16 protein-coding genes are annotated in these 21,615 nt (G+C 65.4%); 7 read left to right on the forward strand and 9 right to left on the reverse strand.

What is annotated here, in order from left to right:
• Window positions 1-384 carry a 50S ribosomal protein L17 gene (rplQ, locus tag A7D17_RS08355; protein ID WP_003486665.1) on the forward strand — a complete coding sequence of 128 codons (384 nt, stop codon included), beginning with the start codon at window positions 1-3 and terminating at the stop codon, window positions 382-384.
• Window positions 385-737: 353 nt separating this feature from the next.
• Window positions 738-1,256: a disulfide bond formation protein B gene (locus tag A7D17_RS08360; protein ID WP_064508655.1), complete on the forward strand. Its 519-nt coding sequence runs from the start codon at window positions 738-740 to the stop codon at window positions 1,254-1,256.
• 640 nt (window positions 1,257-1,896) lie between these two features.
• On the opposite strand, the gene A7D17_RS08365 is transcribed toward A7D17_RS08360, so the two are convergent.
• The gene (locus tag A7D17_RS08365; protein WP_064508656.1) at window positions 1,897-4,020 is read right to left on the reverse strand and encodes a TonB-dependent receptor; all 2,124 of its coding nucleotides are present in this window, start codon (window positions 4,018-4,020) and stop codon (window positions 1,897-1,899) included.
• A 229-nt stretch (window positions 4,021-4,249) separates the two neighbouring features.
• On the opposite strand from A7D17_RS08365, the gene A7D17_RS08370 reads away from it, so the two are divergent.
• Both A7D17_RS08370 and A7D17_RS08375 read left to right on the forward strand, forming a co-directional pair.
• A complete protein-coding gene (locus A7D17_RS08370; RefSeq protein ID WP_064508657.1) occupies window positions 4,250-5,647 on the forward strand; it encodes a class II 3-deoxy-7-phosphoheptulonate synthase in 1,398 nt (465 codons plus the stop codon).
• An 86-nt stretch (window positions 5,648-5,733) separates the two neighbouring features.
• Window positions 5,734-6,861 (forward strand): mechanosensitive ion channel family protein, encoded by a 1,128-nt coding sequence (locus A7D17_RS08375; protein WP_064508658.1) that lies wholly within the window; start codon window positions 5,734-5,736, stop codon window positions 6,859-6,861.
• Between the two features lie 188 nt (window positions 6,862-7,049).
• Here A7D17_RS08375 and A7D17_RS08380 read toward each other — a convergent pair whose 3' ends face one another.
• The 3 genes from A7D17_RS08380 to typA all read right to left on the reverse strand — a co-directional run bounded on the left by A7D17_RS08380 (window position 7,050) and on the right by typA (window position 11,087).
• Window positions 7,050-8,663, reverse strand: a complete 1,614-nt coding sequence (locus tag A7D17_RS08380; protein WP_064508726.1) for an amidase — start codon at window positions 8,661-8,663, stop codon at window positions 7,050-7,052.
• 108 nt (window positions 8,664-8,771) lie between these two features.
• On the reverse strand, window positions 8,772-9,239 hold the full coding sequence (locus A7D17_RS08385) for a DUF2127 domain-containing protein (RefSeq protein WP_064508659.1): 468 nt from the start codon (window positions 9,237-9,239) through the stop codon (window positions 8,772-8,774).
• Between the two features lie 18 nt (window positions 9,240-9,257).
• Window positions 9,258-11,087: a translational GTPase TypA gene (typA, locus tag A7D17_RS08390; protein WP_064508660.1), complete on the reverse strand. Its 1,830-nt coding sequence runs from the start codon at window positions 11,085-11,087 to the stop codon at window positions 9,258-9,260.
• 243 nt (window positions 11,088-11,330) lie between these two features.
• Between typA and A7D17_RS08395 the strand changes: the two genes are divergently transcribed.
• Together A7D17_RS08395 and A7D17_RS08400 are read left to right on the forward strand one after the other, a co-directional pair.
• The gene (locus tag A7D17_RS08395) at window positions 11,331-11,825 is read left to right on the forward strand and encodes a peptidylprolyl isomerase (protein ID WP_010368631.1); all 495 of its coding nucleotides are present in this window, start codon (window positions 11,331-11,333) and stop codon (window positions 11,823-11,825) included.
• Window positions 11,826-11,946: 121 nt separating this feature from the next.
• Entirely contained in the window at window positions 11,947-12,933 is a 987-nt protein-coding gene (locus tag A7D17_RS08400; protein WP_064508661.1) for a malate dehydrogenase, read from the forward strand.
• Window positions 12,934-13,251: 318 nt separating this feature from the next.
• Here the strand turns inward: A7D17_RS08400 and A7D17_RS08405 are convergent, their stop codons facing one another.
• Complete coding sequence (locus A7D17_RS08405; protein ID WP_064508662.1) at window positions 13,252-13,866, reverse strand: glutathione binding-like protein; 615 nt, start codon at window positions 13,864-13,866, stop codon at window positions 13,252-13,254.
• Window positions 13,867-14,289: 423 nt separating this feature from the next.
• Here A7D17_RS08405 and A7D17_RS08410 point away from each other — a divergent pair, with 423 nt between their 5' ends.
• The gene (locus A7D17_RS08410; RefSeq protein ID WP_064508727.1) at window positions 14,290-16,083 is read left to right on the forward strand and encodes a chloride channel protein; all 1,794 of its coding nucleotides are present in this window, start codon (window positions 14,290-14,292) and stop codon (window positions 16,081-16,083) included.
• Window positions 16,084-16,126: 43 nt separating this feature from the next.
• Here the strand turns inward: A7D17_RS08410 and A7D17_RS08415 are convergent, their stop codons facing one another.
• From A7D17_RS08415 to A7D17_RS08425, 4 genes are all read right to left on the reverse strand, one after another.
• On the reverse strand, window positions 16,127-16,588 hold the full coding sequence (locus A7D17_RS08415) for a cell wall hydrolase (RefSeq protein ID WP_064508663.1): 462 nt from the start codon (window positions 16,586-16,588) through the stop codon (window positions 16,127-16,129).
• Window positions 16,589-16,768: 180 nt separating this feature from the next.
• Entirely contained in the window at window positions 16,769-17,116 is a 348-nt protein-coding gene (locus A7D17_RS24000) for a hypothetical protein (RefSeq protein ID WP_153041916.1), read from the reverse strand.
• Between the two features lie 521 nt (window positions 17,117-17,637).
• Window positions 17,638-18,951 (reverse strand): MFS transporter, encoded by a 1,314-nt coding sequence (locus A7D17_RS08420; RefSeq protein WP_064508664.1) that lies wholly within the window; start codon window positions 18,949-18,951, stop codon window positions 17,638-17,640.
• Between the two features lie 427 nt (window positions 18,952-19,378).
• Complete coding sequence (locus A7D17_RS08425; RefSeq protein WP_064508665.1) at window positions 19,379-21,418, reverse strand: NADPH-dependent 2,4-dienoyl-CoA reductase; 2,040 nt, start codon at window positions 21,416-21,418, stop codon at window positions 19,379-19,381.
• Between the last annotated feature and the right edge of the window lie 197 nt (window positions 21,419-21,615).

Genomic DNA, 21,615 nt, shown 5'->3' on the forward strand with positions numbered 1-21,615 from the left:
ATGCGTCATCAGAAATCCGGTCGTAAGTTCAACCGCACCAGCGCGCACCGCGAAGCCATGTTCCGCAATATGGCCGCTTCGCTGTTCAAGCACGAGCTGATCAAGACCACCTTGCCGAAGGCCAAGGAATTGCGTCGCGTCGCCGAGCCGCTGATCACCATCGGCAAGGTCGATGGCGTTGCCAATCGTCGTCTGGCGTTCGCTCGCCTGCGCGACAAGGAAGCGGTGGGCAAGCTGTTCGTCGAACTGGGCCCGCGTTACGCGACCCGTCCCGGCGGCTACCTGCGCATCCTGAAGGCCGGTTTCCGTGCTGGCGACAATGCGCCGATGGCGTATGTGGAGCTGGTCGATCGCCCGGTCGTGGCGGAGGAAGTGGCCGAGTAATCGGACCGCTTCATCAAGATTCTCGAAAAGCCCGGCATTGCCGGGTTTTTTGTTATGCGCGGTATCGATTCGGGCCGGCGGTTCGGGGTAGTGGGAGTGTCCTGGGCAATGCCTGCTCGGGTACCTGCCGACTCCAGGGCGGCGGCGTTGCCGTGATGCTGGATGATCAGGGTTCCTTGCCGGCGTGGTCGCGATGATGTCTGCTCGATGGCCGTGGAGTCCATCGCCTGGCGATGCGCTACCGCGGAGATGCAAGGCGCTTCGCGGTGTGCGACGGAGCAGGGCGGGGCATGCGTGGTCAGGGCCGCGGCGATGATTGATAATCGGGCTTCGATCCTAGGCAAGCAGTAACGATGAATCCAATGCGTTGGGGGTTTCGGGCGCAGTTTCTACTGGGCTTTCTGGCCTGTGCGGGACTGTTGGCCTATGCGATCTACGTACAGCTGCACCTGGGGCTGGAGCCTTGCCCGTTGTGCATTTTCCAGCGGATCGCGTTTGCGGCGCTGGCCGTGTTGTTCCTGCTGGGTGCCCTGCACGGGCCGCGTGGCGCAGGCGGGCGCAAGGTCTATGGCGTATTGAGTTTCATCGCCGCCGGCGTGGGCATGGGCATCGCCGCACGGCATGTCTGGGTGCAGATCCGGCCCAAGGACATGATGTCGTCGTGTGGCCCGCCGCTGAGTTTTCTGAGCGAGACGATGGGGCCGTTCGAGGTGTTCCGCACCGTGCTGACCGGCACCGGTGACTGCGGCAACATCGACTGGCGCTTCCTGGGGCTGAGCATGCCGATGTGGAGCATGGTGTGGTTCGTGGCGCTTGCGTTGTGGGCGCTGTACGCCGGCTTCAAGGCGAGGCGCAGCTCGGTACATCACTGAGGGATGCCGGCGGCGCCGGTTGGGGTGCGTTCCGTTTGAGAGGGACGATTGATACGGCTGTGGCCCTGCGACTCGCCCCGGCCCATCACGTATCGCCTGCGAGGCGTGAGCGGATTGGAAGCGCTCCGGGTGTGCGCATGGTGGTACATCGTGCCGAGATGCGGTTCGCCCGCGCTGCTCGCATTGCCGGCAAGCAGGCTCCATAGCCTCGCTCCGCTGAGGCGTTGAGGACAGCCGAGTTGCCCGTTTGCTACGCGAAGCCTGGCAGGATGACGCGTTGTATCCGGCGCGATTGCTCAACGCTACGCAATGGATGCGTTGGGCAGGTGGGTCCAGTGCAGCGTGATCCATCCGCCGCTTGCCAGGCTTGTGGTCAACAGTTCTGCAGGCCAGGCGCAGCTGACAAAACCACTGCACAGCCGGCAGACGGCCGCACCCCGGTGCCCGGAACCTGCATGGACATTCGTAACGCTCTAGGTCCGGCATGCTGCCCATCCCCATTCGACGAGTGCTCGCTACGCGCTGCCGGTCGCTCTCGAACTAATGGCTACAAGCTTGGCTGGAGTGCTCGACGCTGTGCAGCGGATTCGGAAGGCGGATGGATCAGTGCAACCCGATCCATCCGCGCCTGCCGGGGCGATCAGAAGTCCTGCTGCAGGCTCAGGTAGACCCCACGGCGCGGCGCCCATTGCGGCGCGAAGACGCCGATGCCGCCGCCATCGCGTAGCTGGTAGCTGCGATCCAGCACGTTGAGGACAGCCAGTTGGGTGTGCAGCGGGTGGGAGCTGAGTGCGAAGTCGTGCCCGGCGCTAAGGTTGAGCTGGAAGTACGAGGGCAGCTCGCCGCCATTGGGCACGGTGTCTGTATCGGTGCGCAACCCGCTGCCGTAGAGGTAGTTCGCCCCGATCCGGCTGTTGTCGCTGATGGCGTAGTTGATGCCGCCAGAGGACGTCAGCTTCTGGTCGTGGTCCAGATGGATCCAGTTGTTCTGTGCGTACGCCAGGGCATCCGGGTCGAAGTTGTACAGGCTGGTCATGACCTGCTTGCCCATGGCCTTGCTGTAGGCGAGGTTGAAGTAGGCAGTGACTGGACCGTTGGTGTAGTCGGCGCTGAATTCGGCGCCGCGGATGCGGCCTTGGCGATAGTTGAAGGTGGAATAGACATAGGCCGCGCCGAACTGGCCCTCGTCCTGCAGGCGATCCACGTGGCGGTAGTAGGTGTCCAGGCCCAGCGTCAGGTGATCGCCCACCGCTTGCGAGATTCCCAGGTCGTAATAGTCGCTGCGTTCGCTCAGTGGCGTGGTGGGGCCGCCGCCGGTGGACTGCTGATTGGTGGTGCCGTCGTACAAGGCGATGTCGCTGGTGGAAATCAGTTCGCTGGCCGGCGGGGTGAAGTAACGCGCATAGCCGGCATGCACTGTAGTGCTGTCGCTGGCACGCCAGACCACGCCCAGACGCGGGCTGAGCTGACCGTCGCTTGCCCCGAAGGCCTTGTAACGGTCGCCACGTACGCCGTAGTTGACCGTCCAGTCGTCGCCAATCTTCCACTCGTCCTGCAGATACAGCGCATAGGTGCTGGCATGGAAACGGCTGCCGTCCGGAATGAACAGCGGCACGTTGCTGCTCTGCGTCCCGTCCGCATCGGCGGGAAATACGAAGGAATTGTTGCTGGCGATGGCGTGTTCGAAATTGCCGTACAGGCCATAACGCAAGGTGTGCGAGCCGCCCCAGGGCGTGGAGAAATCAGCCTGCACGGTGTTGGCGCGGTTGCTGCGGTTCACCTGTGAGGCAATGCCGTTGAAGATCAGATCGCCGGCGACATCCGGCGAGAACGCCACGCTGCTGTAGCGCTGGCCGGCCGATAGCTGGTAGCTGGTGTCGCCTAGGGTGCCTTGCAGTGCCAGCGTGCCGAAACGTGTGGTTTCGCGCTGGTTTTCGTCCAGGCGGGAGGAGTCGAAGTCGGTGGTACCCAGGTAATCGAAGGCCGGTGTCTGGCCAGGATTATTGGGAATCTGGAAGCGGTTGTTGGCATAGCCAACCAGCAGGCTGAGACGGGTGTTCTCGTCGATCAGGTAGCTCAGATCGGCAAATCCCTTTCCTTGATGGGTCTTGTCGTGCTCCGGCGACCGGCTGTCGACCGGGTTCTCCAGCCCGTGCGTGTTCTGTTCGTAATCGCCGGTGACAAACCAGCTCCAGCGCCCACTGCTGCCCCACAGCGACGCATTCGGATTGACCGTGTCGTAGGAACCGCCGGTGATCCCGACGCTGCCTCCATTGCCCAGCTCGGCGCCATTCTTGGTGGTGATGTCCACAACCGCGGCGGTGCGGTCGCCGAACTGCGCGGGCAAGGCGCCATCGAGCAGTTTGAGGTTCTTGATGATGCGTGGTTCCAGGCTCTGGCCAAAGCCGGAGATGGACTCGGGCAGCATCACGCCGTTGATGCGGTACTGCAGGTTGGCATGGTCGCCGCGCACATGGATGCCGCCATACGAATCCTGCACCACGCCCGGCGCTTGCAGCAGCACCTGGTTGAGTGGGGTGGACGCGCCGAGCGGCAGGCGGTCGATGTCGTCGGCGGTGATGACGAACTGGCTGCTGCCGATATCCGGTGACAGGGCGTTGCGCGCGGCTTCGAGCTTGGCGGTGACGGTGACGGTGTCCAGATCGGTGGTTCGTTGAGGTGCGTCATCGGCGGCCAGTGCCGCGCCGGCGGAAGAGGACAGCAGGATGGAAACGATCGTGGCAGAGAGGAGGCGAGGGGTCATGGCAGTCGCATAACGTGCGGGGAAGGGTGTTATTGCATAACACTCCGCCTGCCAGTGGGCGCTGGCCTAGGCCGGAAGTCATGGATGTTCCCGGGCGTTGTTCGCCGTTCAGTCGCGTTCGCTAGCGGACGCGGGGGCCGCCGGCCATTGCGTGCCTTGCAAACAGCGCTGAACGCTTTGCGTTGCGCGCCGGCTCTGCCACCATCGCAGGCTGCCAGGAGCCCTCGTCATGAATCTTTCCGCCGCAACCCCCGCTTCCGATCACGCTGCCTCGTCGTGGGCGCCCGGCAGCTGGCGTGACAAACCCGCGCTGCAGCTGCCGGTGTACCCGGATCAGTCTGCGTTGCAGGCGGCCATGGACGAGTTGGGTCAGTTGCCGCCGCTGGTGACCTCGTGGGAAATCTTTGCACTCAAGCGCCAGTTGGCCGAAGCGCAGGAGGGCAAACGCTTCCTGCTGCAGGGGGGCGATTGCGCAGAGAATTTCAGCGATTGCGAATCGGGCACCATTTCCAATCGGCTGAAAGTGCTGCTGCAGATGAGCCTGGTGCTGGTGCACGGCCTGCGGCTGCCGGTGGTGCGGGTAGGGCGCTTTGCCGGGCAGTACGCCAAGCCGCGCTCGGCCGATACCGAAACGCGCGACGGGGTGACCTTGCCCAGCTATCGCGGCGATGTGATCAATGCGCCGGCTTTCACCGAAGCCGCGCGCGTGCCCGATCCGCGTCGCATGATCACCGCGCACTCGCGGTCGGCGATGACGATGAACTTCGTGCGTGCGCTGATCGATGGCGGCTTCGCCGACCTGCATCACCCTGAATACTGGAATCTGGACTGGGTGGGCTATTCGCCGCTGGCGGCCGACTACCAGAAGATGGTGTCCTCGATCGGCGATGCGGTGCGCTTCATGGAGACCCTGTCCGGCGCCGAGGTGTACAACCTCAATCGCATCGATTTCTACACCTCGCACGAGGCGTTGCTGCTGCCTTATGAGGAGTGCCTGACCCGCCAGGTGCCGCGCCAATGGGGCTGGTTCAACCTCAGCACGCATTACCCTTGGATCGGCATGCGCACCGCAGCGCTGGATGGCGCGCATGTGGAATACCTGCGCGGGGTGCGCAACCCGATCGCCATCAAGGTCGGGCCGTCGGTACAGCCGGACCAGCTATTGCGGTTGATCGACGTACTCAATCCCGAAGACGAACCCGGGCGCCTGAGCTTCATCCATCGCATGGGCGCGGCGCAGATTGCCGAGAAGTTGCCGCCGCTGCTGGAGGCGGTCAAGCGCGATGGACGCCGGGTGCTATGGGTGTGCGATGCGATGCACGGCAATACCGAAAGCACCGGAAATGGCTACAAAACCCGGCGTTTCGACAACATCCGCGGTGAAGTGGAGACCTCGTTCGACCTGCATGCGGCTGCCGGTACGCGGCTGGGCGGTGTGCATCTGGAGCTCACCGGCGAAGATGTCACCGAATGCACCGGCGGCGCACGCGAACTGACCGAGCGCGATCTGGAACGCGCCTACCGCTCCAGCGTGGACCCGCGACTGAATTACGAGCAGTCGCTGGAGATTGCGATGGCGATCGTGCGCAAGCAGCAACAGGCCGCATCGCAGCCGCTGGGAAGCTGACCGGACTGCGCGCATGACGTGATGCTCATGCCGCGTGCGGCATGCTGCTGCAGCCATCCCTCTTTCCCCCCCACAGGAGGAACGGTTTGACTGCCGATTGGAACGTCATTCGCGAATACGCAATTCCCCTGGGCGCCGCGCTGCTGGCCGGCGTCGTCACCTGGTCGCTGATGCTGTGGCTGTTTCGCCGCATGCAGGGACGCGACTACCGCCGCGCGCGCATCATTCGCGTGATCACCTTGCCAGCGGCCTTCATCCTGCCGCTGCTGTTCCTGGGCGTTGCCACCGAGGCCACGCCGCTGACCGGCAAGGCGCTGGCGGCAGTGCAGCACCTGTTGCATGTCGGCATCGTCGGCTGCGTGACCTGGTTGCTGGTACGCGCGGTGGCGGCCGGTGAAGCAGCGATCCTGCGCAGTAACCCGATCGAGGTGTCGGATAATCTCACCGCGCGCCGCATCCAGACCCAGACCCGGGTGCTGAGCCGCGTGGTGATGGGCGCAGTAATGTTGCTTGGCATCTCGGTGGTGCTGCTCGGCTTCGAGCAGGTGCGCCAGATCGGCAAGACGCTGCTGGCCTCGGCCGGCATCATCGGTCTGGTGGCGGGCATCGCGGCCAAGCCGGTGTTCGGCAATCTGATCGCCGGCCTGCAGATTGCGCTGACCCAGCCGATTCGGCTGGATGACGTGGTGATCGTGGAAGGCGAATGGGGCCGCATCGAGGAGATCGGCAGCTCGTATGTGGTGGTGCGGATCTGGGATGAGCGACGCATGGTGGTGCCGCTCACCTGGTTCATCGAAAACCCGTTCCAGAACTGGACGCGCGCCAGCGCGGATCTGCTCGGTACCGCGTTCCTGTGGCTGGATTACCGCACGCCGATCGCCGCAGTGCGCGCGGAACTGGAGCGCATCTGCCAGAGCGAGCCGCTGTGGGATGGGCGCGTCTGCGTCACCCAGATCACCGATACCAGCGACAACACCATCCAGGTGCGCCTGTTGGTGAGTGCGCGCAACTCCGGCGATGCCTTCGATCTGCGCTGCCTGGTGCGCGAGCGCATGATCGACTTTCTGACCCGCGAGCACGCGTATGCGCTGCCCAGGATCCGCGCCGAAATTGCGGCGCAGGAAAAGCCGGTGTCGCGCGCTGCAGAACCGATCTCGCCGGAGAGCGTGCGTTCGCCGGGTGCCGAAGACGGCGAGCCTGCAGCATCGATTTAGCGTTGCCTGCCTGCCTGCTTGGCTTGGCTCGGAGGCCGTGGTGTGCGCTGGCGATCAACTGGTTTGCGATGTGGCGCATCGACTCCGTCGCGCTGCTGCGCCGCATGCCGGCAAGCAGCGCGACATCCGGGTGATGCGATCTCCTGATGTCGACGCCTGCACCGGCTCTGTGCGGCTTGGCGGTGCGATCAGTCGGCTGTCTTGGCCGGCGATGCGGACGATGGCGCCGGCGGTGCGCTCGGCGCGTAGCCGGGCGCGAACCGCGCGTGGCTGCGTTGCTCGTAGGCGTAAGCCAGTTCGATCAGGCGCGGCTCGCTCCAGGCGGTGCCCATGAACAGCAGTCCGAGCGGCAAGCCCTGGGTCTGCCCCATCGGCACGCTCAGGCTTGGATATCCGGCCACTGCTGCGGCACCGTAGCCGGCACCGGGAAAGGTGTCGCCCTTGCCGAGCGTGGTGACCCAGGCCGCACCGGTGGTTGGCACGATCAGCGCGTCCAGGCGGTCAGCTTTCAGGGCTGCGTCGATGCCTTGCTCGCCGGCGAGCCGTCTGGCGCTGGCACGCGCGCTCAGATAGCCCGGGTCCTCCAGGCCCGGCGCAGCCTGCGCCTGCTCGAACAACTCCTGGCCGAAGTCAGGCATTTCGCGCTGCGCATTGGCGCGATTGAAGGCGATCAGCGCGTCCAGGTCCTTGACCGGCGCGGCGTGGCTGCGCAGGTAGGCATTCACGCCGGCCTTGAACTCGACCAACAGAACGGTTTGCTCGGCGGTATCCCACTGCCCATCGGTGGCCAGGCGGGTTTCGATCACGGTGGCGCCTGTCGCGCGCAAGGTCTGCACGGCGCGATCCACTGCGGCGGCGATCACGGGATCCTCGCGCAGTGGATTGCGCAGCAGGCCCAGGCGCGCGCCGCGCAGGCCATCGGGCTTGAGGTGGGCGAGATAGTCTGGAGGGGACGACGGCGCACTGCGCGTGGCCGGATCCTGCGGATCGGGCGCGGCAATCGCCTGCAACACCGCGGCCGCATCGGCCACGCTGCGGGTCATCGGGCCGGCGGTGTCCTGGCTGGCCGAAATCGGGATGATGCCGTCGCGGCTGACCAGGCCCACCGTCGGCTTGAGCCCGACCAGGCCGTTGACCGATGCCGGACAGGTGATGCTGCCGTCGGTTTCGGTGCCGATGCCCACCGTGGCCAGGCTGGCGGCGATTGCCGCACCGGTGCCGGCGCTGGAGCCGCACGGGTTGCGGTCGAGCGCGTAGGGGTTGCGGGTCAGCCCGCCGCGGGCGCTCCAGCCGGAGCTGGACTGGGTGGATCGGAAATTCGCCCACTCGCTCAGGTTGGTCTTGCCCAGGATCACCGCGCCGGCCGCGCGCAGGCGCTGCACCAGAAAGGCATCGCGGGCGGGGAGGAACGCGGCCAGTGCCAGCGAGCCGGCGCTGTTGACCATCGGCACGGCGTCGATGTTGTCCTTGAGCAGTACCGGGATGCCGTGCAACGGTCCGCGCACGCTGCCTGCGCGGCGTTCGTCGTCGAGCCGGCGCGCCTCGGCGTCGGCCTGCGGATTGCGTTCGATCACCGCATTGAGTTGCGGGCCGGCGCGGTCGATGCTGGCGATGCGCTGCAGGTAGGCGCGGGTCAGTGCGAGGCTGGTGGTGCTACCGGACTGCATGCGCGCCTGCAGGTCGGCCACATCGGCCTCGACCAGCTCCAGTGGCTCGGTGCCGGCCGCCGTGGGGGGGGCATGGCGCGTTGGGGCGTCGGCATGTGCACAGCCGCACAGCGCCAGCAGCAACGCAAAGGACAAGGTGATGGATCGCATCGGCGCGGGTTCCCCGGGAAGTCTCCGCAGGCTAACGGCGCAGGATCGGGGTGACAACGGATGGCCGCGTCCGCGTGGACGGGGCAGGGAGGGTCAGCGGCGACGCCGGACCAGATCGCGTGCCAGCACGCCGACCACGATCAGGTTGATCGCCAGCACGGCCCAGGCGGTCCAGCCAGGATGGCGGACGATGGCGTAGATATCGAATGGCAGATAGATGGCGGCCGACAGGCAGCCGAGCAGCGAGGCCCAGGCCTTGGCGCGCCACAGGCCCCAGGCTTCCACCACATGCAGCAGGCCGTAGGCCAGCATGGCGGCGGCCGCCAGATGCACCGCATCGGGGCTGATGGTCTTGAGCAACGACGGCAGTGCGCCGTGGTCCGGATCCAGATTGAAACGGCGGATCAGCGTGCTGACCGCATGTTGCAGCGGGAGCGGGCCCAGAATTTCCAGGCCCGTCGCCGCCAGCAGGGCAAGCCCGCCCTTGACCGCCTCTAGCAAGGCGATCGCATGAAGGCCCGGATGCGCACGCGGATCCGGGCTGTAGGGCTTGCGCTGCACGAGCGTGAACGCCAGGGCTTAGCCGGAACGGCCAGCGCGCTTGCGGTCGCTTTCGGTCAGGAACTTCTTGCGCAGGCGGATTTCCTTCGGGGTGACTTCCACCAGCTCGTCGTCCTCGATGAAGTCCAGCGCCTGTTCCAGCGTGTACTTGATCGCCGGGGTCAGCTTGATCGCGTCATCCTTGCCCGACGCGCGCATGTTGGTCAGCGGCTTGGTCTTGATCGCGTTGACGGTCAGATCGTTGTCCTTGGAGTGGATACCGATCAGCTGGCCTTCGTAGACGTTGTCGCCTTCGGCGGCGAACAGGCGGCCACGCTCTTCCAACGGCCCCAGCGCATAGGCCGGGGTTGCGCCCGGTGCGTTGGCAATCATCACGCCGTTCTGGCGCTTGGCGATGGCGCCCTGTTCCTTCGGGCCGTAATGGTCGAACACGTGGAACAGCAGGCCCGAACCCTGGGTCAGGGTGCGGAACTCGTTCTGGAAGCCGATCAGGCCACGCGCCGGGATCATGTAATCCAGGCGCACGCGGCCCTTGCCGTCCGGCTCCATGTTCTTCAGCTGGCCCTTGCGGGTGCCCAGCTTTTCCATCACGCCGCCCTGGTGCTGTTCTTCGATGTCCACCACCAGCTGTTCGATCGGCTCCATCTGCTTGCCGTCGATTTCCTTGATGATCACTTCCGGGCGCGACACGGCCAGCTCGTAGCCTTCACGACGCATGTTTTCGATCAGCACCGACAGGTGCAGTTCGCCACGGCCGGAGACCAGGAACTTGTCGGCGTCGGAGCCTTCCTCGACCTTCAGTGCCACGTTGTGCACCTTCTCGCGGTCCAGACGGTCGCGCAGCTGGCGGCTGGTCAGGAACTTGCCGCCGGACAGGTCCTTGTTACCGGCGAACGGCGAGTTGTTGACCTGGAAGGTCATCGAGATGGTGGGCTCGTCCACGGTCAGCGCCGGCAGCGCTTCCGGGTGCTCAAGCGCACACACGGTGTCGGAAATGGTCAGCTCGGCCACGCCGGAGATGGCGACGATGTCGCCGGCTTCGGCGGTGTCCTGCTCGATACGCTCCAGGCCCAGGAAGCCCAGCACCTGCAGCACCTTGCCCTGACGCTTCTTGCCTTCGCGGTCGATCACGCTGACCGGCATGTTCTTCTTCAGCACGCCGCGCTGGATGCGGCCGATGCCGATCACGCCGACGAAGTTGTTGTAGTCCAGCTGGCTGATGCGCATCTGGAACGGGCCGTCCGGATCGACGTCCGGGGCCGAGACGTGCTGCATGATCGCTTCGTACAGCGGGGTCATGTCGCCGTCGCGCACGCTCGAATCCAGGCTGGCGTAGCCGTTCAATGCCGAGGTGTAGACGATCGGGAAGTCCAGCTGCTCGTCGGTTGCGCCGAGCTTGTCGAACAGGTCGAACACCTGGTCGATCACCCAGTCCGGGCGTGCGCCGGGACGGTCGATCTTGTTGACCACCACGATCGGCTTGAAGCCCATCGCGAAGGCCTTCTGGGTCACGAAGCGGGTCTGCGGCATCGGGCCGTCCATCGCATCGACCAGGATCAGCACCGAGTCCACCATCGACAGCACGCGCTCGACTTCGCCACCGAAGTCGGCGTGTCCCGGGGTGTCGACGATGTTGATGCGGTTGCCCTGCCAGGTGATGGCGGTGTTCTTGGCCAGGATCGTGATGCCACGTTCCTTTTCCTGGTCGTTGCTGTCCATCACGCGCTCAGCCAAGACGGTGCGTTCGGACAGGGTGCCGGACTGCTTCAGCAGGCAGTCGACGAGGGTGGTCTTGCCATGGTCGACGTGCGCGACGATGGCGATATTGCGGAGTTTTTCAATGGACATGCGGAAAGGGCCCCTGTCTGGCGCCAGTCTTGAGATGAGGTAAGCCCGACATTATAGCGGTTTCGTTGCGTTGCCGTTGCGGATTGGCGCAAGTCGATTCAGATCGCCCATTCAGCCAGCGTGACGGGCCGGGCGGCCGGGGCGGGCAGGGCCGTTGGACCATGGTCGTAACCGCGCGGCCGGTCACGCGCCCGGGTGTATCCTAATGGGCTGTTGATCACTCCAGAACCTGCAAGGATTTCCATGTCCCTGATCGCCACCTTCGACACCTCCCGCGGCCCGATCGTTGTCGAGCTGTACCCGGAGAAGGCTCCGCTGACGGTTGCCAACTTCGTCAACCTGGCCAAGCGCGGCTTCTACAACGGCCTGAGCTTCCACCGCGTCATCGCCGACTTCATGATCCAGGGCGGCTGCCCGGAAGGGTCCGGCCGCGGCGGCCCGGGCTACCGTTTCGAAGACGAGGCCAATAACGGCGTCGGTCACGAGCGTGGCGTGCTGTCCATGGCCAATGCTGGCCCGAACACCAATGGCAGCCAATTCTTCATCACCCATACCGCCACCCCATGGCTGGACGGCAAGCACACCGTGTTCGGCAAGGTCACCCAGGGCCTGGACGTGGTGGACAGCGTTGCCCAGGGCGACACCATCAATACGCTCACCATTGAAGGCGATACCGACGCCGTGCTGGCCGCCAAGGCCGACCGCGTTGCGGAGTGGAACAAGATCCTCGCCGCCTGATCGCAGTTCCCGTCGAACGGCCGCCTTGTGCGGCCGTTTGCTTGTCAACGCGCGCCGCCAGGCCTTGCGGCCCCGCCAGCGCGCCACCCCCACCAACGCTTTTTAGCAGAGGAAACACCCCATGAAAGCACCTGTTCGTGTTGCTGTGACCGGCGCTGCCGGCCAGATCGGCTACGCCCTGCTGTTCCGCATCGCCTCGGGCGAAATGCTGGGCAAGGATCAGCCGGTGATCCTGCAATTGCTGGAACTGTCCAACGAGAAGGCCCAGGCCGCGCTCAAGGGCGTGATGATGGAGCTGGAAGACTGCGCGTTCCCGCTGCTGGCCGGCATGGTCGGTACCGACGACGCCGAAGTGGCGTTCAAGGACATCGACGTGGCCCTGCTGGTCGGCGCGCGTCCGCGCGGCCCGGGCATGGAGCGCAAGGACCTGTTGCTGGAAAACGCCAAGATCTTCACCGCGCAGGGCGCGGCGTTGAACAAGGTGGCCAAGCGCGACGTCAAGGTGCTGGTGGTTGGTAACCCCGCCAACACCAACGCCTACATCGCGATGAAGTCGGCGCCGGATCTGAACCCGAAGAACTTCACCGCCATGCTGCGCCTGGACCACAACCGCGCCCTGAGCCAGCTGTCGCTCAAGCTCGGCAAGCCGGTCGGCGGCATCGAGAAGCTGGTGGTATGGGGCAACCACAGCCCGACCATGTACCCGGACTACCGTTTCGCCACCTCCGATGGCGCGTCCATCGGCGATGCGATCAACGACCAGGAATGGAACGCCAACACCTTCATCCCGACCGTGGGCAAGCGTGGCGCGGCGATCATCGAAGCGCGCGGGCTGTCCTCGGCTGCGTCGGCCGCCAATGCCGCCATCGATCACGTGCGTGACTGGGTGCTGGGCAGCAACGGCAAGTGGGTGACCATGGGCGTGCCGTCCGACGGCTCCTACGGCATTCCGGAAGGCGTGATTTTCGGCTTCCCGGTGACCACCGAGAACGGCCAGTACACCCTGGTCAAGGATCTGCCGATCGACGACTTCAGCCAGAAGTACATCGACAAGACTCTGGCCGAGCTGGAAGAAGAGCGCAGCGGCGTGTCGCATCTGCTGGGCTGAGCACCACAATTGCTGCAAGTCAAAACGCCGGGCATTGCCCGGCGTTTTTTTGTGCCTGCCCGCCAGCGATGACGCCAGCGGGTGGGCATCGCGGCGGTGCTGCGTGGGGTGCACGGCTGTAGCGACAACGCGCCGCAGGTGCGCTGGGTGATTCGGCGACCAAGGTACGTGCCCTGGCCGCGTTATCGCGGGACGTAGCGAGCCATCGATAGCTGGATGTGGACGGCGCGTCCAGTCCGGCGAGTACGCGTGGTGGATGCCGCACCGGGAACCGGCGGCACCCGCCTGAGGGCTGCGCCGTCGTTCAGTTCGCCGCGCTTATTCCAGGCCTTCGGCCTTCAGCGCTGCCTGCACGTCGGCATCGGCCTGCATGCGCTGGAAGAAGGCATCCAGTGCCGTCAGCCCACTCACGTCCACGCCGGCCTTGCGGGCCCAGCGCAAGGTCACGAACAGATACGCATCGGCGCCGGTATGGCTGTCGCCGGCCAGCCACTGGCGGCCCTGCAGATGCGCATCGGCACGCGTGTAGAGCGTGCGCAACTTGCTGCGCGCATCGTCCTGGCTGCGCGTGATCAATGCCTGATCCTGCAGGTAGGCGGTGCTGCCGAAGATCGGCTTGAAGGTCGGGTGGACGTCGGCGTTGGAAAATGCGATCCAGCGATTGATCTCGGCACGACTGCGCGCGCTGCCATCACCGCCCAGGCCGCTCAGTGGCGCAACATCGGCGATGTAATTCAGGATGGCGGCGTTCTGCGTCAGCGCCCAATCGTCGATCAGCAGCAACGGCACCGCACCTGCCGGATTGAGCTGCAGATAGTCGGGCGACTTCATGGTGGCGGCATCGACCACCACCAGATCGAACGGCAGCCCGGACCAGCGCAGGACGATGTGGTCAGCGAGCGAGCAGGCGCCGGGCTTGGTGTAGAGCTTCATGGTCAATCCAGTAAGGAACAGGACCGCAAGCTTAGCCGGGTTGTCCTGCGAGCTGTGGCACGCCTGCACGCGTAGCGCGCTGCGCAATGACGGGTGCGCATGGCGTGGTGCATCGATGCGCCCGCTGCGACGGACGAGGCACCGACGAGGCGGTTCGGTCCTGCGCGAACTCTGCCGCCGGTGTTTCGGTAGCACCGATGTGGTCGTACGGTAGGTGGGCGTGGACCGCGCCATGCGGATTCGTTTCGACACACGCGTACCTGCAGGTTTAAGTTTCAGCCAGCTACTGCGGGACGATCGGCGTAGCCTTTGCCGCGTCGCACTTCTGGCGTTTCCCCCTTGATCGATTCCAACTCCACCACGCCTCCACGCGTGGCGATTCCGCTCGCCCCATCATTGGATCCAGCATTGGCGCAGGCACAGATGCCGGCTCAGTTTCGGCCGCTCGATCGCCGCGTGCCCTGGATCGCCGGTCTCAGCCTGCTGTTGGCGTTCGTCGTGGCGGGCGTTGCGCAGCTGCTGACAGCGCTGATCGGGTTGGTCACCAACCTGGCATATTTCGGTCGCCTGGGCGTCGAGATGGTCAGCCCGGCAGGGCACGCGTGGGGAGCCTGGGCGATTGCGGTGCCGGTCGTCGGTGGCGTGATCGTCGGCGTGATGGCGCGCTACGGTTCGCGTGCGATCCGGGGGCACGGCATTCCCGAGGCGATGGAGCAGGTGTTGCGTAACGACAGCCGCATTCCGCCCATCATGACCTGGCTCAAACCCGCATCGTCGGCCGTGGCGATCGGGACCGGCGGGCCATTCGGTGCGGAAGGACCCATCATTGCCACGGGCGGCGCACTTGGATCACTGTTGGGGCAGCGACTGCATGTCACTGCCGACGAGCGCAAAACCTTGCTCGCTGCCGGTGCTGCCGCCGGCATGGCTGCGATCTTTGCAACGCCGATCGCGGCGGTGGTGTTGGCGGTCGAACTGCTGTTGTTCGAACGTCGCGCGCGCTCGCTGATTCCGGTGGCGCTGGCGGCGATGGTCGGGGCCGCGATGCACGGTGTGTTCGAAGGCACCGGCCCGGTATTTCCCATGCCGATGCTGCCGCCAGCGGTGTTGAGTGCGTTGTTCGCTTATGTGGCGATGGGAGCCGTGGTCGGTGCCATCAGCGTCGGCGTGACACGTCTGACCTATGGCATCGAAGACGCATTCGAGCGGATTCCGCTGCACTGGATGTGGTGGCCGGCGATCGGTGGCGTGGTAGTGGGCGTCGTCGGCTACTGGGTGCCGCGTACCCTGGGCGTGGGGTACGACAACATCATTCTGGTACTGGGTGGTGGCGTGGGACTGGGCACGATGTTGATCCTGTGCGTGGCCAAACTGGTGTCGTGGTCGGTGGCGCTGGGCAGTGGAACCTCCGGCGGCACGTTGGCGCCGTTGTTCACCATCGGTGGTGCGCTGGGTGGCGTGCTCGGGGTGGCCGTGGCGACCTATGCACCGTGGTTTGGTGTCGACCCACGGATGGCGGCGCTGGTCTGCATGGCGGCCATGTTCGCCGGTGCTTCGCGGGCATTTCTGGCCTCGGTCCTGTTTGCCTTCGAAGCGACCCAGCAAACGCATGGGCTGCTGCCACTGCTGGGCGGCTGCGCGGCGGCGTATCTGGTCTCCGGCCTAATGATGCGCCACACCATCATGACCGAGAAGATCGTGCGTCGCGGCGTTCGCGTTCCATCCGACTACAGTGCAGATCATCTGGATCAGATCGCAGTCGGCACGGTGTGCAGCCGCGACGTGGTGAGCCTGGAGGCAACCCAGACATTGGGCGAAGTACGCCAGTGGTTGCGCGGGGGTGGTGCCGAGGTCAGCCACCAGGGCTTTCCGGTCACCGGCGCAGAGGGCGCGCTATGGGGCGTGCTGACGCGCCGCGATCTGCTCGACCAACGCAAGGCCGATGACATGCAGCTCGCTGCGCTGCTGCAGCGCGCTGCGGTGGTCATCGGCGAGCAGCACTCGCTCCGCGAGGCGGCCGATCACATGAGCGATGCGGGTGTCGGCAGGTTGGTGGTCGTGGACGGGCCGCAGACCTTGCGTATCGTCGGCATCATCACGCGTAGCGATCTGCTCGCGGCACATGGCGGCCGGCTGCAGGCAGCTCGGGACATCGTACGAACCAGGGTGCGCCGTTCACTCCAGGCCAAGACAGCGCAAGCAATTCCAGAGGCGTGATGGCGGCGGTATCGACACGCCGCAGCATGGTGCGGGGTGTCGCTTAGGACGCTGTGCGCGGACGCAGCTTCTGCACGCGATAGAAGGTGTGGTCGCCGATGGTGGCCACCTGGTAGGCATTGCGCCAGCTTGGGCTTGCAATTGCGCTGGCGGCAAAGTGGCTGGCACCCGGCACGATTTCCTTGCGCTGACCGGCAGGCAATGCCCAATTACGTTCTGCAGCCAGTGCAACACCCAGCGCCTTGTTCCAGGCGTCATCGTTCTTCAGCTGCGTGCCCGGGGCCACGATGGTCGGTGCGAACTGCTTGCGCGCGGTGACCACCTCGCACATCGAATCGCCCCACAGGCCGCTGTCCAGCCGGCGCAGTGCAACTTCAGCGACAGCCTGCTGGCCGCGCAAGGTCTGGTCGCGCGCCTCCAGGTACACGGTGGTACTCAAGCACAGCGAATCTGCAGCTGGCTGCGGCATCAATTGCGCCAGCCAGAAAATCCAAATCATCTTCATACAACTCCTTGCTCCGTATGGGCCGGTCCGCAGGGCATCCAAGGTGGATGCACCAGTGCGAAAGGCTTGGCGTCATGGGGAGGCGACCTGTCACGGGCCGCCCGGTCTCCGGCGAAAGAGATCTGCCGAAGGCGCCCACCAAGTGGGTGGGTCAAAAAGTTGGCGCAAGGTAGGCGTCGATCACAGAATCGTGGCTGAATGGGCGGGGTTGACGCGGTACAACGTCTGCTGTGCCTGCTTTGCACGGTTTGACGGACTGCACTGCAGCAGCGCATGCGCGTCGCATCGGTGCAGCGACAGTGCAGTAAGCGTCGCTGCATCGGCGTCGATACATTTGGAATGACGATGCGCATTGCCGAAATGCGTGACGGATTCACGCCGACTGCACGCGTCATCTGTTGATCGATAGAAGCCGACTGCATCGACCGGGAAGCTGTCGACGGCTGTGGCACTTTGCAGCTCATGGCAACACGCAGATGCATCACGAGACACATAGATCGCGAGGCACAGAGTCAGTTGCGCATCCATTACGTATCGCGTGACTGGCGATGAGTGAGCAGGCGCGCAGTGAAAGCCCCTCGCGTTGTATCAGTGCGGCGCGCACCTTGAGTCAGGTCGCTGCCATCAACTGAGATGCATGGGGCGCGGCTCGGCCATATTGTGCTTGATCGATGACGCGATTCGAAATTGCCGCAATACGTTGCGGAGCGTCGGACGCGCATCTGATGGGTGATGCTTGAGCATGACGCATCCGTGATGCATGCAGTTCGGCAGCTACCGATTCCAGCTCTTGCAGCCAGCATGAATGTGGTTGGCAAACCTCGCCTGGTATCACCTATGGCCTAACTTGCGTCTTTGCCGTTATCTCCGATCCAGCACTGGATACGCCGAAGCAACGCAGTGCGCTGCTGCAAATTTTTGGCATCTACGCAGGACATGTTCGTCTGTTACTCGCTTGACTCCCTGCAGGTCTTATCCTGTTGCTACCACCGCTACACGCCTGCGTCAGACCGGTACGACAGAGGGATGCACGCCTAGCGCGAATGCTTTCAGACTCGGTGCGGCATTGCCGCTCTTTCAGCCGGTGGCTTCTGTCCGGACGTCATGCAGGATGAGTTGATACAGGCCAACAGCATGCATGCCGCACCGCAAAGCATCGGGCCGATCGCCATCGACCATGCCAGCTGTGCATGATCCGCGCCGTGATCCTTGTTCAAGTGCAGCAGCAGGCCAATCAACACGCTGCCAAGCGCAAGCGCGATCTGGGCGGCAGCCGTCAGCAGGGCGAAGCCACGTGCCTGTTGCGCGGGGGCGTGGCGTATCGACAGTTCGGCATGTCGCGCCCACACCCACTGGCCGGCGCTACCGGCTGCCATCCCCATGCCGAATGCCAGCGCGGCGTCTGGCCACACGCCGCGCATGGTCTGCATTGCAAACAACAGCCCGAATACGACCAACGCGAACCCGCTGCATCCCAGCCGCTGCAAGGCGCGGGTCTGCAGCCGTGCCGCCAACGGCTGTATGGCCACGGTGCCGACGGCGTAGCTGATCAGAATCGCGCTGCCCCAGCGGGGTGAGGGGAGCAGCGTTTGCGCCAGATACGGCGCCAGTTTGGTGAAGGTGGGCAAGGCCAGCGACAATGCTGCGATCACCATCAACGGCAGCCAGCAGGCGCGGTGCAGGCCTGCATTCGGTGCGTGTGCTTGCGGTCCAGCAACGTAGGGCGCATGCGGTTGCAGCGTGTGGCGCAGCCAGCCTGCCGTCAGCATGGCCAGGGTGCTGACGGCGACCACCACCGTCATTGCGACGGGTGCGCCTGCAGACGGCCTGGAATGCACGAGCAGCCCGATCGTCGCACTGACCGACAATGCGGCCAGGCCGCTGCCGACCAACCGCAGTGCGCTGATGCCCTTTGCACCACGCCATGGCCAGCGGCCAAGGCCGAGCAACGTGTTCTGCGCAACATCGCCCACGGCGTACGCCGCGCGGAACGGCAGGCTGAAAAGCAACACGCAGGCCAAGCGTGTTGCAGCGGGCAACAGGGGAGCCAGGAACAGCAGCGCCATCGCCACGGCAGCGATCGCAATGCCGCGCCATTGCGCACGACCGGCCCAGGCCAGGCTGCTGCTCCCCTGCCAGCGACCGGCAGCGAGCAAGCCCATCACCGCACTGACCACCAATCCCGCTGCAACCGTCATGCCGGCAGCGGTGGCGCTCAGCTGTACGTATTCGGTCAGGGCAAAGATCAGCAACAGCTCGCCGGTATACCAAAGCAGGCTCTTGCCGAAGTGCGCAGCCGTGTACGCCAGCATCGCCGACAGCGGCAGGGTGGGGAGCTGAGGCGGTGCCGTCGGGGTGTGCATGCAGCCGGTTATAGCCGGGCTCTACGACACCAAAAAGAACGCCGCAGAATGCGGCGATCGCGGCCTGGCGACGGCTGAGGTGAGTACCTGGCAATCATGCAACTGGGATCGTGGGTCTGCGGCGGAAGGCAATGCGAGCGCCGGCGCTATCCATCTGGCCATCTGCCGCCGTCGCCCCTGCCAGTCTGGCCGCACCGGCGGCTCATGACCTGGTCAAGCGTAAGTGACCGGCATGCGGCCTGGGACGCAGCCCTATGTCACGAACTTGCTGCCACTGCATCAGAGCGGCGCTGTCGCTACAGGCTTCAGTGCGCTTCGCAGGGGTGCGAAGCAGGGCGTGCCGGCGAAGTGAGTCTGGTCCGCCGGCAGCCGCTTGCTGTCGCCTTGCGCAACGCGCTGCAACAGCACCGGCGTACCGGCGCAGCTATCACAAGGTTGCAGCGAGTCGGCTGGCCTGGTTGATCGCGCGCTTGGCATCCAGCTCGGCCGCCACGTCGGCGCCGCCGATCAGGTGCGGCTGCTTGCCGAGCGCCTGCAAGGCGGCCAGCAGCTCGCGGCGCGGTTCCTGGCCGGCGCAGATCACCACCGTGTCGACATCGAGCAATTGCTCGGTGCCCTCCACGCGGATACGCAGTCCGGCATCGTCCACGCCCAGATACTCCACGCCGCCAAGCATCTTCACGCCCTTGGCCTTGAGTGTGGCGCGGTGGATCCAGCCGGTGGTCTTGCCCAGCCGTGCACCCGGTCGCCCCGGGCTACGTTGCAGCAACCAGACCTGGCGGGCAGGGCGCTCGGGCTGCGGTTTGGCCAGCGCGCCGCGGGTCTCGAAGGTCGGGTCCACGCCCCATTCGGCCATCCAGCGCGCCGGGTCCAGCGACACGGCCTCGCCTTCGTGCACCAGGAATTCGCCGACATCAAAGCCAATGCCACCGGCACCGATGATGGCGACCTTGCCGGCGGGCACGTGGCGGCCCAGCACTACGTCCAGATAGCTCACCACCATCGGATGGTCGGCACCCGGGAAGTCGACCTTGCGCGGCTCGATGCCGGTGGCCAGCACCACCTCGTCGAACTCGGTGAGGTCGGCTGCCTGCACATGGGTATCCAGGCGCAACTGCACGCCGGTCGCCTCGATGCGGTGGCTGAAGTAGCGCAGCGTTTCGTTGAATTCTTCCTTGCCGGGAATGCGCCTGGCGATGTTGAACTGCCCGCCGATCGCACTGTTTGCATCGAACAGGGTCACCCGGTGGCCGCGCTCGGCCGCGACCGTGGCGCAGGCAAGGCCGGCCGGGCCTGCACCGACCACGGCAATGCGCCTGGGCGTGGCGGTGGGCGTGTAGACCAGTTCGGTTTCATGGGCTGCGCGCGGATTGACCAGGCAGGTGGCCAGCTTGTTCTCGAACACATGATCCAGGCAGGCCTGGTTGCAGGCGATGCATGTATTGATGGTGTGCGATTGCCCGGCAGCGGCCTTGTTGGTCCACTGCGGGTCGGCCAGCAACGGTCGCGCCAGCGACACCATGTCCGCCGCGCCGTCGGCGAGGATGCGCTCGGCCACCTCCGGCATGTTGATGCGGTTGCTCGCCACCACCGGAATGCGCAGGTGCGGTTTGAGTTTGGCAGTCACGCTGGCGAATGCGGCGCGCGGTACCGAGGTGGCAATGGTCGGGATGCGCGCCTCATGCCAGCCGATGCCGGAATTGATGAGGGTGGCGCCAGCTGCCTCGATCGCCTGGGCCTGGGCCAGGATGTCTTGCCACTGGTTGCCGTCTTCGACCAGATCCACCAGCGACAGCCGGTAGATGATGATGAAGTCCGGCCCGCAGGCCTCGCGGATGCGACGCACGATCTCCACCGCAAAGCGCATCCGCTTGGCCGCATCGCCGCCCCAGGCATCGCTGCGTTTGTTGGTGCGTGCCGCAGTGAATTCGTTGATCAGATAGCCTTCCGAACCCATCACCTCCACGCCGTCGTAGCCGGCCTCGCGCGCCAGCCGTGCCGACCGCGCATAGGCGGCGATCTGGCGGTCCACCGCCGCTGCAGACAGGGCGCGCGGGGTGAACGGATTGATCGGCGCCTGCAACCTGGACGGCGCCACCGACAGCGGGTGATAGGCGTAGCGCCCGGCATGCAGCAGCTGCAGGCAGATCTTGGCGCCGTGCTCGTGCACGGCGCGGGTGACCTGGCGGTGCGGGCGCACTTCCCAGGGCCACGACAGCTTGCCGCCGAAGGGCTTGAGCCAGCCCACCACGTTCGGGGAGAACCCGCCGGTGACGATCAGGCCAACCCCGCCGGCCGCGCGCTCGGCGAAATACGCCGCCAGCTTGGGAAAGTCGCGTGCGCGGTCTTCCAGCCCGGTGTGCATCGATCCCATCAGGACGCGGTTGCGCAGTTGGGTGAAGCCCAGATCGAGCGGCGTGAACAGGTGCGGGAAGGGCGAGGGCGAAGGGCCGGTGGCGGGCGACATGATATGGATACGCTGGCGTACGGAGTGCGCACGATGCAGGCAAACGGGCGTGGCGGCAAGTCCCGGGTGTCCGGTCCGGGTTGTCGGCCGCGGTGCAGCTGCTGGAAGGCCGGGCGGGTAGCCTCCTGTCCCGTCAGGGTGTGCGCCGCGCAGCGCCTGTCTCTGCGTCCGGATGCGCATGTCCCCGACGCGCGTGG

It is taken from the genome of Xanthomonas floridensis (genome assembly GCF_001642575.1).
In the GTDB taxonomy this organism is placed as follows: Bacteria; Pseudomonadota; Gammaproteobacteria; order Xanthomonadales; family Xanthomonadaceae; genus Xanthomonas; species Xanthomonas floridensis.